This window comes from Arthrobacter sp. FW306-06-A (assembly GCF_021870055.1).
Classification (GTDB): domain Bacteria; phylum Actinomycetota; class Actinomycetes; order Actinomycetales; family Micrococcaceae; genus Arthrobacter.
In genome coordinates this window covers 148,760-163,158 of the sequence record NZ_CP084552.1, presented here as the reverse complement: position 1 = coordinate 163,158, position 14,399 = coordinate 148,760, and the positions used below count along the sequence as shown (strand labels likewise).

The following is a 14,399-nucleotide window of genomic DNA, read 5'->3' as shown; positions in this document are numbered from 1 at the left end:
GCCGCGTCTTTAAGCGGTGGGGGCCTCTCCCTGCGGTTTGATGACGGTGTCTAAGCGCACCAAAAGCGAACCAGGAAGAGGCCCTGTATGAAGTCTGACGGAGAAATCATGGAAATTCTTGCTGCCTACGATCTGACCGGATCGTTGCGCGCCACCGCGGAGCTCACGGGCTGCTCGCACCACACCGTTGCTAAACACGTCACCGCCCGTGACGCGGGCCGGCCGATCGGGGAACCCGCGGCCCGCGGCCGGGTCACCGACGCGTTCCTGCCCAAGATCGAGGAATGGATCGAAGCCTCCAAGGGCCGGATCCGGGCCGACAAGGCCCACGAAAAGCTCCTCGCTCTGGGCTACACCGGTTCGGAACGGTCTACCCGCCGGGCGATCGCGCAGGTCAAAGCCGCGTGGCGGCTGGGCCACACCCGCGTCCACCGGCCGTGGATCACAGAACCGGGGATGTGGTTGCAGTACGACTTCGGCGACGGGCCCCGGATCGGCGGGGTGAAGACCATCCTTTTCGTGGCCTGGCTGGCGTTCTCACGCTTCCGCATCGTGATCCCGCTCAGGGACAGGACCGCGCCGAGCGTGTTCGCGGCCCTGGACCGGTGCTTCCGGATCCTCGGAGGGGCGCCGACCTATGTCCTCACGGACAACGAGAAGACCGTCACCACCGCCCACGTCGCCGGGGTCCCGGTGCGCAACCAGCAGACCCTGGACTTCGCCCGGCACTACGGGGTGACCGTGCTGACCTGCCAACCGGCGGACCCGGCCACCAAAGGCGGAGTCGAAGCGTCCGTGAAACTCGCCAAGGCCGACCTCGTGCCCAAAGACACCAACCTCCGCGATGACTACCGCACCTTCGCCGAGCTCGAGGCCGCCTGCACGGCGTTCATGGACGAGGTCAATCACCGTGAGCACCGGACGACGCGGCGGAAACCCGCGGCCATGCTCGCCGAGGAAGCCCCGCGGCTGCACCGGATCCCGGACACCGCCCACACGGTCGCGTTCGGCCTGGCCCGCGGCGTTCCGGAGAACACCCCAATGGTCACCTTCGAAAACGCCCAGTACTCCGTCCCGGCCCACCTGCTCGGAGCCCGGGTGTTCGTCCGCACCCACGGCACCGGGCCCGGCGAGCAGGTCATCATCGTCCACCACGGCACGACCGGGCCCGTCGAAGTCGCCCGCCACGAACGGGCACGGCCCGGCAGCCCCGCCATCAACGACGAACACTTCCCCGGAACCCGGGCGAAGCTCCCCGGCGACTACGAGGTGAGGGCCCGCAGCGCGGACGAGGCCGCGTTCCTGGCCATCGGCGAAGGCGCCAGAACCTGGCTCGTCGAGGCCGCCGCGGCCGGGACCGCAAGGATGAACGTGAAAATGGCCGAAGCCGTTACGCTGGCCAAAATCGCCGGCACTGATCAGGTCGACCGGGCCCTGGGCGACGCCGCCCTGCACGGCCGGTTCGCGCACCCGGACCTCGCCTCGATCTTGAACGCCAACATCCGCCGCACTACCACCCACGCCGCCAACGAAGCCACCTCCCTCACCCAAGGAACAGGGGCGTGGGCCGCGATCGGCAACCCCGCAACCATCACCACGCCGGAGGAGGCCCGATGAGCCCCGTCACCACGACCAATACCGTGGCTCCGCCGCTACCGGCGGACCTGGAGGCCCTGATGCGGTCCCTGAAAATGCCCCACGCCCGGGCGCTGGCCCCGGACCTGATCGCGACCGCCCGCGCCCAGCGGTGGGAACCGGCCGAGGTCATCAAGGCCCTCTTCACGGAGGAAGCCGCCGGCCGGGCCCGGTCCATGCTCGCTTCCCGCCGCAAAGCAGCCGGGTTCCCGACCGGGAAGACCTTCGAGGCGTGGGACCCTGCAGCGTCCTCCATCCCGGGCCCGACCCAGCAGGCACTGCGGACCCTGGAATGGATCACCCGCAGGGAAAACTTGGTCGTCTGCGGGCCCTCGGGGACGGGGAAGACGTTCTTCCTCGAAGCCCTCGGCCAGCAGGCCGTCGAAGCCGGAATGCGGGTCGCTTGGTTCAGGCTCGAGGACCTCGGCGTCCTCATCCGCGCCCACCGAACCGATGACAGCGTCACCCGGGCCGTTGCCCGGATCCTGCGCGCCGAGCTCGTGGTCATCGATGATATTGGTCTGTTGCCCGTGGCCACGGACGCCGCCGAAGGCCTCTACCGGGTCGTGGACGCAGCCTACGAAAAACGCTCCGTCGCGATCAGCTCCAACCTCCACCCCGCCGGGTTCGATGAGCTCATGCCCAAAACCCTCGCCACCGCCACCGTTGACCGACTGCTGCACCACGCCCACGTCTGCCAGACCAGCGGCGATTCCGTCCGTCTTACCCAGGCCCTCGCCGGAAAAGGAGTGACCCGCTTGAACTGACCAACCCAACGATGGCCGACCCCGCCGAAACGAATCAGTGGGCAGATCTGTTGGCCATAACCGGGCAGTTTTACTGGCCACCAGCGGGCACATCAACTGGCCGCCCATGGGCAGAACGTAATGGCCATTGACAACCATCGAAGATGTTTACGCGTACCCCACAAAACACTTCGACTTCCACGCCCGACAGCTTGACCTCAACCGGCCGGGCTAACTCGCACATCAGCGGCCGCGCCCAGGGTCTAATGGGATCAGCCGCTGCCACCGGGCAGGAGAACGAAATCATGAGACTCGAACTACTCCATATCGATGAGTGCCCCAACTCGGATCAAGCACGCAAACGTCTTGAAGACGCGCTGGCCGCCATGGGCCGCGAGGACCTCAAAATACACATACGGCTTCTGAAGACCCCGTCGGACATCCAAGGCAGCGGATTCGCCGGATCACCGACCATCACGGTCGACGGGGCCGACGTTTTCCCGACCGGAGCACCGACAAGTGAACTCGCCTGCCGCGTCTACCAAACGCCCAAAGGCCTTGCGGGAACGCCAACCGTTGATCAGCTAGTGGAAGCGCTCAAAAAGCATGGAGTCTAAACGCCAGCAACCTGCCGCTGCTGCGGCAGAACCATGGACCGATTATCCACGTGCCCAACATAGCTCTCCCCAGATTCTGCCTCTGACCAGCGCATTTCCCTCCTCAGGGCAGATAATCCGGCTCGCATCGAACTCGCTGCTGCGGACCTTCGAGCTGCGCCGCGATCCCCTCTCGGAGCAGTGGCTGCTGGGGGCCATCACTGACAACTGTTCATGGCCCTGCGTAGCGTAGGGCCATGATCCACCTAGCCAGGTTGCCCGCGGGGCTTGCCCCGCCGGTGAACTGCGTGATGCGCTGCGCTCAACCCCACTACATTGCCAAAAGGAAGCTCAACCGCCGCTATGAGCTCCGGCTCGTTACTTCAGCCGTCACGCACGACCTTTCAATTCCAGTGTGAGCCCCAGGGCCTGGGCGATCTTGGCAATGGTTGTGGTCGTGACATCATGATTGGCTTCCACCCGAGCGATGGTCGGACGGGAAACGCCTGATTTCTCGCCAAGCTCCGCCTGCGACCAGCCGTGCTCCCTTCGGGCTTCGCGGATGATGTCCCCAAAAGCCACCTGTCCGGCGCCGCTCATGACTCTGAGGCCTTTGTTGCAGCCCCCGGATCAGCCGCCCGGTGTTGACCGTGAAGCGCCTCCGCGGCAATCTCGGCAATCTGCCCCAGGAACGCGGGGTCGGTCATGTACGACTGGATTTCCTGTGACTCATTCACGGTTTTCAGTACTGCCAGTCCGACGGCTCCGCTGAAGCCCTCAGATGCCTTGAGCTGAGAGACGGTGTTGTTTTTCGCCATCGCCACGGCTTCTTTATTGGCATCGAGGAAGCCCCAGAACGTGGTGATGAAGCCGGAGACACTCTCCGGGCTCACATCGACGCCTTTTGCCTTGAACATCTCGTTCACCTTCTCGATGGCCTCATCGAGCGGGCCGCGTTTGGGCGCCTTTGCCCTCTGGTGCTCCCCGTCAAAGGCCGGCAGCTTGATGCCGTCGCTGCTCCCTTCGCTCAGCGAGTGGTCCACATTGATCGCCGAAGGTACAAACTGGACACCGGAGGGGGCAAGCAGGAAGGCCGGCGCCATAAGCGCCGACCTTCCTGTCCAGATTACTGAGGTTAGGTAGCGGGCTGGAACCTGAGGGCGGAATTCCATTGGAATTGCGGGAGCTGGTCGTTGGCAGAGAGCAAGATATTGAGGAATCCGGCTTGTTCGAGCTGCTGGGCGCGACGCAGTGGGCCAACGACGATCGGGGTCAATCCACCGGCCTTTGCGAAATCGGCGACAGCCCGTACAGCGGCGTCATCGTCGCCGGCGACGAGGACATCCAGCTGCTGACCGGCGACCTGTCCGTCGGTGAGAGTGGCGGCAAAAGTAGTGTTGAACGCCTTGACCACCTTGGCCCCGGTGGCTTTTTGCAGTTCCTCCGCTGCGGACGAACCTGCAGGAACTGTCAGGCCCTCGAAAGTGGAAAAATCGATCGGGTTGGTGATGTCGACGTAAACTTTGTCGTTGAGGGCATCACCGTACTGCGCGATCACGTCCTTGGAGGCGTCGAAGTAAACTGCGGGCACAACGATGGAGCCTGTGATGGCGTCACCGACAGTGTCCGCACTGACCTGCCCGCCCAGTTCCGCGGCAATGGATTCTGCCTTGGCCTTGTCCGAGTGGGCCAGCAGCTGGACACTTTTGCCGCCAGCCAGGGCGCGCGAGGCGAGGCCGCGGGCCATGTTGCCGGTGCCGATGATGGTGATATCAGTCATTTTGTTCTTCTTTCCAAAGAGGCGGGATAGGAGGTTCACTGCTGTTCTTTCCTCTCGTCTTACTTGAAGTTTCAACCAACCTTTCCGTTGTTCCATTCCCGGCGCCTCGCCGGTAGCCCCAACATCTTCGGAGAGTTCACCTACCCGGTACAGGGGTTGCCAACATGCCAGGCGCAGGACGTGACGATGTCGTTCGTACGCGCGGTCCCCTTGGAGGTGTGGCCGACCCGTTGTAGGGGTGTCCATGCAATGGGTAGAAGGACAAAAGATGGGGGACATTCTCCTCGACTTGCTGTGCTTTTGCCACCACGCAGCACGCCAGAACTTGGTGAAAGGTCCGACCGGCTCGGGCCGGTCGGACCTTCTCATGGCGCGTCGGCGGCCGGCAACGGCGGGTTATCCGACTTTGCCCGCCAGCGCCACGAGCACACCGGCTGTGGCGAAGAACTTGTTGCTCCCCAAGTCGCGGATGGTCTTGATGCCCATGCCGGCGAGCAGTTCATCGTGCTTTTCCGTCAGCCCGGCAAGGGCCGAGGGCGGCGCGGCCAGAACTTCGTCGAGAGTCGAGTTCTCGTAGGCCTTATCGAGTGCCTTGCCCAATTCAATAGAAACAGCCATGTACATGTCCTTTCATCGATACGGAACAACAGCACACCCGCCGCGGATCCTGCGAAGCAGGAATGGGGCATGCACGGACGCCGGGATATTTCCCCGCGCTCCTGGCCGGATACGCTATCGCAGTGCACTCACCAAAACATCAATATCCGGCAATTAATGTGCACAGACGCTGCGCACCTGCATCACGATAAGCCCGGACGGCGCTGGGGCGCCGGACATTCAATTTGCCCTACCCCGAAAGAAAGGCCAGCCTCTGGAGGCCGGCCTTTCCTCGTTGGCTACTAGCGGCGGTCCTGCTGCAGGGAGTCACGAATTTCGGTGAGCAAAGCAATCTGCGGATCCTCCGCTGCTTCTTCCTTGACATCCGGGTTGATGGCTCTTCGTGGTTGATGGTGAAACAGGTTCGTGTCTTGAAAGCTGAAGGGCTCGTAGCCCTGCTGTGATGGATGTTCTCTACGCATTCATCAAGTCAGGAGCTACGAGCCTTGATCGAGCCTACTTCGCCGCGCCCCGATGCTGCCACCGCAATTTTCAACCTGCCCGACTACCGCGTCACCGATACTGAGATCCTCGCTTTCGGGCAGCGCCGGATCCAAGTCGTGGCCACCGCCGAGGCCGGCTGCCCATCCTGCGGCGTCATCAGCACCCGCGTTCATTCCCGCCGGCCACAACGCCTGCGTGACATCCCCGTCGCCGGGCCGGTCGAAGTGGTCTGGGCCAAGCGGAGATTCTTCTGCGATGAGTACCTGTGCCCGCGCCAGACATTCACCGAGGAAACAACCCAGGTCCCGCGCCGGGCACGGTCCACCCATCGGCTCCGTGAGGCCCTGGTTGCCGCCGTCATCGGATCCGGCAGGGCAGCCGCCGAGGCCGCCGCTTCTTTCGGAGTCTCATGGTGGCTCGTGCAGCGGGCCCTGGACTCTGCGGCGCTGACGCTGCCCGATGTCGACGCCCTTGCACCGCGGATGCTCGGCATCGATGAACATCGCTACCGGTCCGTGCGGTTCTTCCGCGACCCGGCCACCAAGGCCTGGAAACGCTACGAACCATGGATGACCACCATCGTCGATCTTGACACCGGACAAGTCCTAGGGATCGTTGACGGCCGCGACAGTGAGGGCGTCGGGGACTGGCTTTTCGCCCGTCCGCTCGAATGGCGCCTGGGCGTGCAGGTCGTTGCCATCGACCCATCCGCCGCTTTCCGCAAAGCCCTGCGGATGTGGCTGCCACGCACCGCTGTCTCAGTCGATGCATTTCACCTGGTCAAGCTTGGCAACGACATGCTCACCGAAGTCCGGCAGCGCCTCACGCAGCAGGTTCATGGCCGGCGGGGACGCGCCATCGACCCGGTATGGGCAAATCGGCGACTGCTCCTGCGGGCCGGGGACACACTCTCGGACCGGGCACGGAACAGGCTCAGCACCGTGTTCGACACCGACGACGCCACCGGGAAGTTGCAGGCCGCGTGGCTGGTCAAGGAACAGCTCCGCGCCCTGCTGACCACCGGGTCCCTCGCCCACGCGGCCGCCGCGAAAGACCAGCTTCAGACACTGGTTGTCAAAGCCGCGCAGCCCGAAACCAACCGGCTCTGGCGGACGGTCTGCCGCTGGTGGAAAGAGATCGAAGTGCTCATCGTCACCGGTGCGACAACCGCGAAAGTGGAAGCCAACAACACCGCGATCAAGCACATAAAGAGGACCGGCCGGGGATTCACCAACGCACGCAACTACAAAACGCGTATCCTGTTGCGCAGTGCCGCCAGAACAGCGGCATGAACATCCTTCACGGCAGAACATTCACCACGAACCGTGAAGAGCCGGGTTGATGCCCAGGCGCCGGTTGCGGCGTTCGATCATATGGTTCATCGGGACAACAACGACGAAGTAGATGGCTGCAGCCACGAGCAGGAAATTGACGATGGCGGTGAGCAGGACACCGAATTTGATGTCGTTTCCGTTCAGGGTCACGACGGCGAAACTGTCGAAATTGGGCGATCCGACCAGAGCCGCAATGAACGGCATGAGAACACTTTGGACTAGGGCCGTGACCACGGCGCCGAAAGCGGCACCAATCACGACGGCGACGGCAAGGTCTACGACGTTGCCCTTCAGGATGAAATTCTTGAATCCGGTCAACATGTTCCTCAAGTTACTCCACTATGAAGCCGATTCCGTGACCAGCGGATAAATTACCGGGGGGGTGGCGAAGATGACAAGCCAGCGCTAACTGCCACGTCATCCCTTCTCGAGGAGAAAGACTTGGAAGATTTTCCCTTGGAATGCCGGTACTTTGACTCAGTTTGCCGGAATCCTGCAGATACTACGATCGCTTCCGGCAGACCTGCCATGACCGCGCAAACGGGATGCGGTAGTTCCGTGCCGGCCGAATCGACGCAGGAATGTAAATGGGCATGTTGTCAGCCGACAGGATTGCGCGCAATGCTGTGGGCGAGTCGGTAGGAGTCTGATCCGGTTTCGATGATGGCCCCGTTGAACGTCAGCCTGTCCACGATCGCTGCGCACAGCCGCGGGTCGGTAAAGGTCTTCGTCCAACCGGAAAAGGATTCATTGGAGGCGACGGCGATGGAATTCTTCTCCTCCCTCTCGGTGAGGACCTGGAAGAGGAATTCTGCGCCGCGGCGGTCCAGTTCCATGTAGCCGAGTTCATCGATGCAGAGCAGGTCCACGCGGCCGTAGCGGGCGATAGTGGGAGCGCCTCGATGCTTTGGGGGATGCATCGAGGCGCTTGGGTGAGCATATTAGGAGGCATTTTTCAAGTCAAATCGTTACGGCTGTCCCTGCGGAACCCCCAGACGCTACAGGTCCCTAAGCGGGGCGGCCCGATTTCCCGCGGCCTGCGATAGGACAACTCACGGCAATTAGTGGAGTCCCGCATAGTGGTGTAACGCCACGGTGGTTGTCTGCGTCGTTGCTGACGTGAAGGCGGTCACCGTGTGATCCTTCGAGGAAACTCTCACATCCCACTCGAAAGGCATCAACACGATGACCGCTCCTCATATTGTCGACCCCGCGACCGTGCTCGGCGAAGCCCTGACCGACGCGTCCCCGGATTTGATGCGGCATCTGCTGCAGACCATGATCAACGCTTTGCTGTCCACTGACGCCGATGCCGTCGTCGGCGCGGAGTGGGGCGAACGCAGCCCTGACCGCACCACCCACCGCAACGGCTACCGGCATCGGAGCCTCGATACCCGTGCCGGGACGATCGATGTCGCTGTCCCGAAGCTGCGACAGGGCAGCTACTTCCCGGAATGGCTCCTCGAACGCCGGAAACGATCCGAGGCCGCGCTCATCACCGTCATCGCGGACTGCTACCTCGCCGGCGTCTCGACCCGCCGGATGGACAAACTGGTGAAGCAGCTCGGTATCCACTCCCTGTCGAAGTCGCAGGTGTCCAGGATGGCGGCCGATCTCGATGAACACGTGGACGAGTTCCGGCACCGCAACCTGTCCGAGGCCGGCCCGTTCACCTTCGTTGCCGCGGACGCGTTGACGATGAAGGTCCGAGAGGGCGGCCGGGTCGTGAACACCGTGGTCCTGATCGCGACCGGGGTCAACGGCGACGGACGCCGTGAGGTCCTCGGACTCCAGGTCGCCACGTCTGAGACCGGTCCGGCATGGAACGCGTTCTTTGCCGATCTCACCGCCCGCGGCCTTACCGGGGTGCAGCTGGTCACCTCCGACGCGCACGCCGGGCTGAAAGACGCGGTCGCCGCGAACCTGCCCGGGGCAGCCTGGCAACGCTGCCGCACCCATTACTCCGCGAACCTGATGAGTGCGACACCCAAGAGCATGTGGCCGGCCGTGAAAGCGATGCTGCACAGTGTCTATGACCAACCCGACGCTGCCGCGGTGACCGCACAGTTCGACCGGACCCTGGACTACGTGAGCGAGAAACTTCCCGACGTCGCCTCGCACCTCGACGCGGCCCGGGCAGACATCCTCGCGTTCACCTCGTTTCCCAAGGACCTCTGGCAGCAGATCTGGTCGAACAACCCCAACGAGCGGCTGAACAGAGAGATCCGCCGCCGAACCGACAGCGTCGGAATCTTCCCCAACCGGGACGCGATCATCCGCCTCGTCGGTGGCGTCCTCGCCGAGCAAACCGACGAATGGACCGAGGGACGCCGCTATCTGGGTCTCGACATCCTCGCCCGCTCTCGCATGCGCCCCACCACTGACACCGGAAGCGAGGTGGACACCGACACGATCATGGCCCTCAGCACATAAGCGAAGGATCAACCGTTACACCACTCCACGGGACTTGACCCGGCAATTCTTTGCATGGGATGTGGCTCGATATCCGATTTCTTGACCCGGACTTCCCTTTCCAGTTTGATGCTGGTGACCTGGCGTGCGGTTTGGAATCATTGATGATGTATTGGGAAGCAGGAACGGCGTCCCTCTCGCAGGGGAACCAGCGGGTGGTAAGGGAATTATTGTGGAAGATCCACGACGAACAGCGCGACACCTGATTGGCCGGGGTGAGATAAGCCTCGGAGAGTTATGGCTGCGGTACTGGGCCAATGGCGGTGACGCGCAGCCGTTCGAGTTTGAGGCGTACATACATGAGATGTACGAACTAAGAGCGATCGATCAGGACCTTCTTGCCCTTGCGATGGAAGAACTCGAAACCCCCAAGAACCGCTGGGGGTAACCCCTGAGACGCATAGTCCGCTGGTTGCGCGGACCGCCCGTGGTCGTTTACCCGCCTGTCGTGCCTGGGGGTTTGGATCGTTGTTTTCCTTTCCTTGAACCAGGGTGAGCGGTCCGGGCGCAGCGGCCAGCCTATAGTGTTGGTCTGCGGCTGAGTGCCCGTGCTCTGTCCAGGGCTTGTTGGCAGGCCTGGACGAGGTGTTCGCGTTGCCCGGTGCTGCGGTAGGTCGCGGGCCCATTCGAATTCCTGTGCCGCTTCCCGGTAGCGTGCTTCGTCGAACAGCCGTCGGCCGATCTGACGGCGGACCAGTGCTTCCCGCGCCCGGGTACGGGCCAGGCGCAGGGCTTCTTCCTGTAGCCTCGCGGCCTCGTGCCAGGAGTATTGCCGCTGGTATGCCTGGGCGAGTAACAGCAAGGGATGGAGCTGGTCCGATGAAGCGTCCAGCAGTTTCTGTCCTTCGGTGATGGCTTCCTGGGTCCGGTCCAGCAGGCACAGGATCCAGACCCTTTCCAGCGCCGGGCACTGGGTCAGGCGGGCCTCCATTGCGTCCCGGTCCAGCACGATGTCCCGCAATGTCGCAGGATCTGTTCGCCAGATATCCCGGGGCGCCCGCGCCGGGTCCGGGGTCACAGCCCCGGACCGTCCCCCGGTTCAGAGGATGGATGGCTGACCGGGCGGTGCCAGCGGTCCTTTTCGCGGATGATGCCATGCGGGACATCACTGCTGGCTTCCACGGTGAACAGTGACTGGCTCCGGCGGGTAACGAGGATCCCCCGCCGGTCCCCGGGCACGGCAGTTGCGCGGATCTGTTCCACGGCCCGATCCAAATCATTCTGCAAAGACTTCGGGTCCCCGGCCACGATCTGAAGGATTACGGGGACAGGGTGAGAACCAGGGGTAACGGCCGCAGGCATGGGTAGAGGGGCCCTTCATCTTTTCCGGCACAGGCATAGCCCGCGTTGACGATTTTTTATCTGCCCTCATACCCGATGACGGTGCATACTACTTTCCCCCCCTTGCTCTGGGTGGAATAACGGGGATTCCTGCAAAGGGGGCCGGGCTAACCTGGGCCTTCACCAGCATAAACTCTTCCGGAACCGCCTACCAGCCTCCGGATCAACCCTCGGTTTTGTTCGCGCTGAAGCATGTCCGAACCGATTTCATCAGCACGAATCTGTAGGACAAGGGCTGTGTAAGGCGTATGTTAGGGAGAAGCAAAAATGAGCACGTGGTCGCCGCTGACCCTGGGGGCTGATTTCTATTCAATACATTTGTTGTGAGTGTGGACGCCCGGCCGCGCCTATCCTGCGCGCGCCAACGCTGACCCCGGCCAGGGAACAGGAACCCGCGGTGCATAACTGGTGCTGCCCGGACCCGTGGTGCAAGAACTCGATCGGCAGACTCAACGGCCGGCTCGGCTTCCGCCCGATGGACAACGGCACGCACAACACCCGCCGACGCTGAACCGCAAGCCGTGGGTGCTAGGCTCGGCCCGGTACGCTGGGAAAGCCTGACAATGACGCTCGTTTGCGCGCTATGAAACTCGCAGCCCACTGAGACCGCGCGTCTGGCCCGGCACCTGCCCCTCGGATGGGCCCTGACAAGGGCGCTGCGCAGGATAAGGACAGCAGCTGGGAATCATAGCTATTCAATAAATAGGAATCTAATGGCCGCATTTGACGTCGCCGAGGGCAAAGGGGCCCTTGAACTGAGAGGCACTATCCTCCGGCTGCGCTGGAAAGAAGGCCAGACTATCCAAACTGATGATGCTCTAGCCGTCGTGTCCCACCTTCGGGCGCGATACCAAGGCAAGAGCTATCCCATGCTCATTTTGGTCGACAGTGTCACTTTCTCCCGGTCCGCACGAAAGCTTCTTACCTCTTCGGGACGCGCATCCCGGATCGCAATTAGTGGAGTCCCGCATAGTGGTGTAACGCCACGGTGGTTGTCTGCGTCGTTGCTGACGTGAAGGCGGTCACCGTGTGATCCTTCGAGGAAACTCTCACATCCCACTCGAAAGGCATCAACACGATGACCGCTCCTCATATTGTCGACCCCGCGACCGTGCTCGGCGAAGCCCTGACCGACGCGTCCCCGGATTTGATGCGGCATCTGCTGCAGACCATGATCAACGCTTTGCTGTCCACTGACGCCGATGCCGTCGTCGGCGCGGAGTGGGGCGAACGCAGCCCTGACCGCACCACCCACCGCAACGGCTACCGGCATCGGAGCCTCGATACCCGTGCCGGGACGATCGATGTCGCTGTCCCGAAGCTGCGACAGGGCAGCTACTTCCCGGAATGGCTCCTCGAACGCCGGAAACGATCCGAGGCCGCGCTCATCACCGTCATCGCGGACTGCTACCTCGCCGGCGTCTCGACCCGCCGGATGGACAAACTGGTGAAGCAGCTCGGTATCCACTCCCTGTCGAAGTCGCAGGTGTCCAGGATGGCGGCCGATCTCGATGAACACGTGGACGAGTTCCGGCACCGCAACCTGTCCGAGGCCGGCCCGTTCACCTTCGTTGCCGCGGACGCGTTGACGATGAAGGTCCGAGAGGGCGGCCGGGTCGTGAACACCGTGGTCCTGATCGCGACCGGGGTCAACGGCGACGGACGCCGTGAGGTCCTCGGACTCCAGGTCGCCACGTCTGAGACCGGTCCGGCATGGAACGCGTTCTTTGCCGATCTCACCGCCCGCGGCCTTACCGGGGTGCAGCTGGTCACCTCCGACGCGCACGCCGGGCTGAAAGACGCGGTCGCCGCGAACCTGCCCGGGGCAGCCTGGCAACGCTGCCGCACCCATTACTCCGCGAACCTGATGAGTGCGACACCCAAGAGCATGTGGCCGGCCGTGAAAGCGATGCTGCACAGTGTCTATGACCAACCCGACGCTGCCGCGGTGACCGCACAGTTCGACCGGACCCTGGACTACGTGAGCGAGAAACTTCCCGACGTCGCCTCGCACCTCGACGCGGCCCGGGCAGACATCCTCGCGTTCACCTCGTTTCCCAAGGACCTCTGGCAGCAGATCTGGTCGAACAACCCCAACGAGCGGCTGAACAGAGAGATCCGCCGCCGAACCGACAGCGTCGGAATCTTCCCCAACCGGGACGCGATCATCCGCCTCGTCGGTGGCGTCCTCGCCGAGCAAACCGACGAATGGACCGAGGGACGCCGCTATCTGGGTCTCGACATCCTCGCCCGCTCTCGCATGCGCCCCACCACTGACACCGGAAGCGAGGTGGACACCGACACGATCATGGCCCTCAGCACATAAGCGAAGGATCAACCGTTACACCACTCCACGGGACTTGACCTCGCACTTCTAGGATCATCGCCCGTGGACTACGTCGTGGCGCTCTTTTTTCTCCACTGTCAAGCCTCGCCGTGCCCGATCATGTATTTCACCTCCCTCCGGAAAGCAATGTCCTGGCTCCGCGCCGACAATGGGGTGGATGTGAATTCGTCGAAAATCAAACGCTAAGCAACGAAACGTTCGCTAACGATCGTTCACGAGACATACCCGGAGCTTTTCAACAGACCGCTCCAACCCAGTGCTCAATTTGTAAAGCTTGCCGCGTACGCGCCAATGTAACGACTAACAGGGTTGGTGATACGTTGTGGTGATGCGCATTGGCTATGGGCGGGTCTCTACCCGCGATCAGCACCCCGAAGCCCAGCATGATGCCCTGGCCGCGGCTGGCTGCGAACAAGTGTTTGTTGATGTGGCATCAGGAAAGCTAGCCCGCCGCCCTGAACTAGACAAGGCTCTACTCTCGGCCAACCGGGCAGGAGACCAACTCGTCGTCACCAAACTCGACCGACTCGGCCGGTCACTGGAAAACCTCATCGAAGTCTCCAAGACTCTCCAAGAGCGCGGGGTCGATCTGGTGGTCCTGGACCAAAACATCGACACGTCCACCGCAATGGGGCGGATGTTCTTCCAGATCCTCGGCTCAATCGCCGAATTCGAACACGCCCTGATGTCCGAACGAACGCGTGACGGTTTGGCCGCGGCGAGGGCGAGAGGCCGGACCGGCGGCCAGAAACCCAAACTCGGCCCCCGCCAGGTAAAGCTGGCCCGGGAAATGTATGAAGAAAGAGGCGCGGACGGGAAGCGAGCACACACGGTCGAACACATTGCCCAGGAATTCGGCGTCACCCGGCCCACGATCTACCGGCACCTCGCGAAACCATGACCTGCCGCCCGGTTGTGGAACACGATGCCGGCATGTCCGTGGGGCGAGAGCCCTGCGCAGATCGTGCAGGTTAAACAACTACGAATTGTGCAGAGGAGTTTTGAGCGAAATGCGGTTTCGTGCAGGCGACTTCTGACACTTCGGTA

Annotated in this window: 15 protein-coding genes and 2 pseudogenes; 8 read left to right on the top strand and 9 right to left on the bottom strand. The window is 62.7% G+C overall.

The genetic code is table 11. The annotated features are described in order from the left end of the window. Positions 1–87 precede the first annotated feature (87 nt). From istA to LFT49_RS00805, 3 genes are all read left to right on the top strand, one after another. Positions 88–1,617, top strand: a complete 1,530-nt coding sequence (istA, locus tag LFT49_RS00815) for an IS21 family transposase (protein WP_237428196.1) — start codon at positions 88–90, stop codon at positions 1,615–1,617. Further along, positions 1,614–2,402: an IS21-like element helper ATPase IstB gene (gene istB / locus LFT49_RS00810; RefSeq protein WP_237428195.1), complete on the top strand. Its 789-nt coding sequence runs from the start codon at positions 1,614–1,616 to the stop codon at positions 2,400–2,402. The genes istA and istB overlap by 4 nt, the downstream gene beginning before the upstream one ends. Before the next feature lie 284 nt (positions 2,403–2,686). Beyond that, complete coding sequence (locus tag LFT49_RS00805) at positions 2,687–2,998, top strand: thioredoxin family protein (protein ID WP_237429423.1); 312 nt, start codon at positions 2,687–2,689, stop codon at positions 2,996–2,998. A 369-nt stretch (positions 2,999–3,367) separates the two neighbouring features. On the opposite strand, the gene LFT49_RS00800 is transcribed toward LFT49_RS00805, so the two are convergent. From LFT49_RS00800 to LFT49_RS00780, 5 genes are all read right to left on the bottom strand, one after another. After that, positions 3,368–3,577 (bottom strand): helix-turn-helix transcriptional regulator, encoded by a 210-nt coding sequence (locus tag LFT49_RS00800; protein WP_237429422.1) that lies wholly within the window; start codon positions 3,575–3,577, stop codon positions 3,368–3,370. After that, positions 3,574–4,080, bottom strand: coding sequence for a hypothetical protein (locus LFT49_RS00795; RefSeq protein WP_237429421.1), 507 nt, complete (start codon positions 4,078–4,080; stop codon positions 3,574–3,576). The genes LFT49_RS00800 and LFT49_RS00795 overlap by 4 nt, the downstream gene beginning before the upstream one ends. Before the next feature lie 32 nt (positions 4,081–4,112). Next, positions 4,113–4,757 (bottom strand): NADPH-dependent F420 reductase, encoded by a 645-nt coding sequence (locus LFT49_RS00790; protein WP_237429420.1) that lies wholly within the window; start codon positions 4,755–4,757, stop codon positions 4,113–4,115. Between the two features lie 396 nt (positions 4,758–5,153). Then, positions 5,154–5,375, bottom strand: coding sequence for a hypothetical protein (locus tag LFT49_RS00785; protein WP_237429419.1), 222 nt, complete (start codon positions 5,373–5,375; stop codon positions 5,154–5,156). 281 nt (positions 5,376–5,656) lie between these two features. Continuing rightward, a complete protein-coding gene (locus tag LFT49_RS00780) occupies positions 5,657–5,836 on the bottom strand; it encodes a hypothetical protein (RefSeq protein WP_237429418.1) in 180 nt (59 codons plus the stop codon). A gap of 24 nt (positions 5,837–5,860) precedes the next feature. Between LFT49_RS00780 and LFT49_RS00775 the strand changes: the two genes are divergently transcribed. Further along, positions 5,861–7,150, top strand: coding sequence for an ISL3 family transposase (locus LFT49_RS00775; RefSeq protein ID WP_237428630.1), 1,290 nt, complete (start codon positions 5,861–5,863; stop codon positions 7,148–7,150). Positions 7,151–7,195: 45 nt separating this feature from the next. Here the strand turns inward: LFT49_RS00775 and mscL are convergent. Continuing rightward, positions 7,196–7,513 (bottom strand): annotated as a pseudogene (gene mscL / locus LFT49_RS00770) (large conductance mechanosensitive channel protein MscL); the annotation flags it as partial. Positions 7,514–7,791: 278 nt separating this feature from the next. Next, positions 7,792–8,088: pseudogene (locus LFT49_RS00765) on the bottom strand (ATP-binding protein); the annotation flags it as partial. Between the two features lie 289 nt (positions 8,089–8,377). Here LFT49_RS00765 and LFT49_RS00760 point away from each other — a divergent pair. Next, on the top strand, positions 8,378–9,625 hold the full coding sequence (locus tag LFT49_RS00760; protein WP_237429415.1) for an IS256 family transposase: 1,248 nt from the start codon (positions 8,378–8,380) through the stop codon (positions 9,623–9,625). Between the two features lie 352 nt (positions 9,626–9,977). Here the strand turns inward: LFT49_RS00760 and LFT49_RS00755 are convergent, their stop codons facing one another. Then, positions 9,978–10,625, bottom strand: a complete 648-nt coding sequence (locus LFT49_RS00755) for a tetratricopeptide repeat protein (protein WP_237429417.1) — start codon at positions 10,623–10,625, stop codon at positions 9,978–9,980. A 53-nt stretch (positions 10,626–10,678) separates the two neighbouring features. After that, the gene (locus tag LFT49_RS00750; RefSeq protein WP_237429416.1) at positions 10,679–10,867 is read right to left on the bottom strand and encodes a hypothetical protein; all 189 of its coding nucleotides are present in this window, start codon (positions 10,865–10,867) and stop codon (positions 10,679–10,681) included. Between the two features lie 1,216 nt (positions 10,868–12,083). Here LFT49_RS00750 and LFT49_RS00745 point away from each other — a divergent pair. From LFT49_RS00745 to LFT49_RS00740, 3 genes are all read left to right on the top strand, one after another. Further along, positions 12,084–13,331 (top strand): IS256 family transposase, encoded by a 1,248-nt coding sequence (locus LFT49_RS00745; protein ID WP_237429415.1) that lies wholly within the window; start codon positions 12,084–12,086, stop codon positions 13,329–13,331. Positions 13,332–13,394: 63 nt separating this feature from the next. Next, positions 13,395–13,538: a hypothetical protein gene (locus LFT49_RS22710; protein ID WP_442863722.1), complete on the top strand. Its 144-nt coding sequence runs from the start codon at positions 13,395–13,397 to the stop codon at positions 13,536–13,538. A 142-nt stretch (positions 13,539–13,680) separates the two neighbouring features. Next, positions 13,681–14,253, top strand: coding sequence for a recombinase family protein (locus LFT49_RS00740; protein WP_237429414.1), 573 nt, complete (start codon positions 13,681–13,683; stop codon positions 14,251–14,253). Positions 14,254–14,399: the final 146 nt, after the last annotated feature.

Excerpts from the sequence above, each read along its gene's own strand:
- LFT49_RS00745 (WP_237429415.1), top strand. The coding sequence starts at position 12,084 with ATGACCGCTCCTCATATTGTCGACCCCGCGACCGTGCTCGGCGAAGCC.
- LFT49_RS00740 (WP_237429414.1), top strand. The coding sequence starts at position 13,681 with ATGCGCATTGGCTATGGGCGGGTCTCTACCCGCGATCAGCACCCCGAA.
- LFT49_RS00760 (WP_237429415.1), top strand. The coding sequence starts at position 8,378 with ATGACCGCTCCTCATATTGTCGACCCCGCGACCGTGCTCGGCGAAGCC.
- LFT49_RS00795 (WP_237429421.1), bottom strand. The coding sequence starts at position 4,080 with ATGGCGCCGGCCTTCCTGCTTGCCCCCTCCGGTGTCCAGTTTGTACCT.
- LFT49_RS00780 (WP_237429418.1), bottom strand. The coding sequence starts at position 5,836 with ATGCGTAGAGAACATCCATCACAGCAGGGCTACGAGCCCTTCAGCTTT.
- istB (WP_237428195.1), top strand. The coding sequence starts at position 1,614 with ATGAGCCCCGTCACCACGACCAATACCGTGGCTCCGCCGCTACCGGCG.
- LFT49_RS00805 (WP_237429423.1), top strand. The coding sequence starts at position 2,687 with ATGAGACTCGAACTACTCCATATCGATGAGTGCCCCAACTCGGATCAA.
- LFT49_RS00800 (WP_237429422.1), bottom strand. The coding sequence starts at position 3,577 with ATGAGCGGCGCCGGACAGGTGGCTTTTGGGGACATCATCCGCGAAGCC.
- istA (WP_237428196.1), top strand. The coding sequence starts at position 88 with ATGAAGTCTGACGGAGAAATCATGGAAATTCTTGCTGCCTACGATCTG.
- LFT49_RS00790 (WP_237429420.1), bottom strand. The coding sequence starts at position 4,757 with ATGACTGATATCACCATCATCGGCACCGGCAACATGGCCCGCGGCCTC.
- LFT49_RS00785 (WP_237429419.1), bottom strand. The coding sequence starts at position 5,375 with ATGGCTGTTTCTATTGAATTGGGCAAGGCACTCGATAAGGCCTACGAG.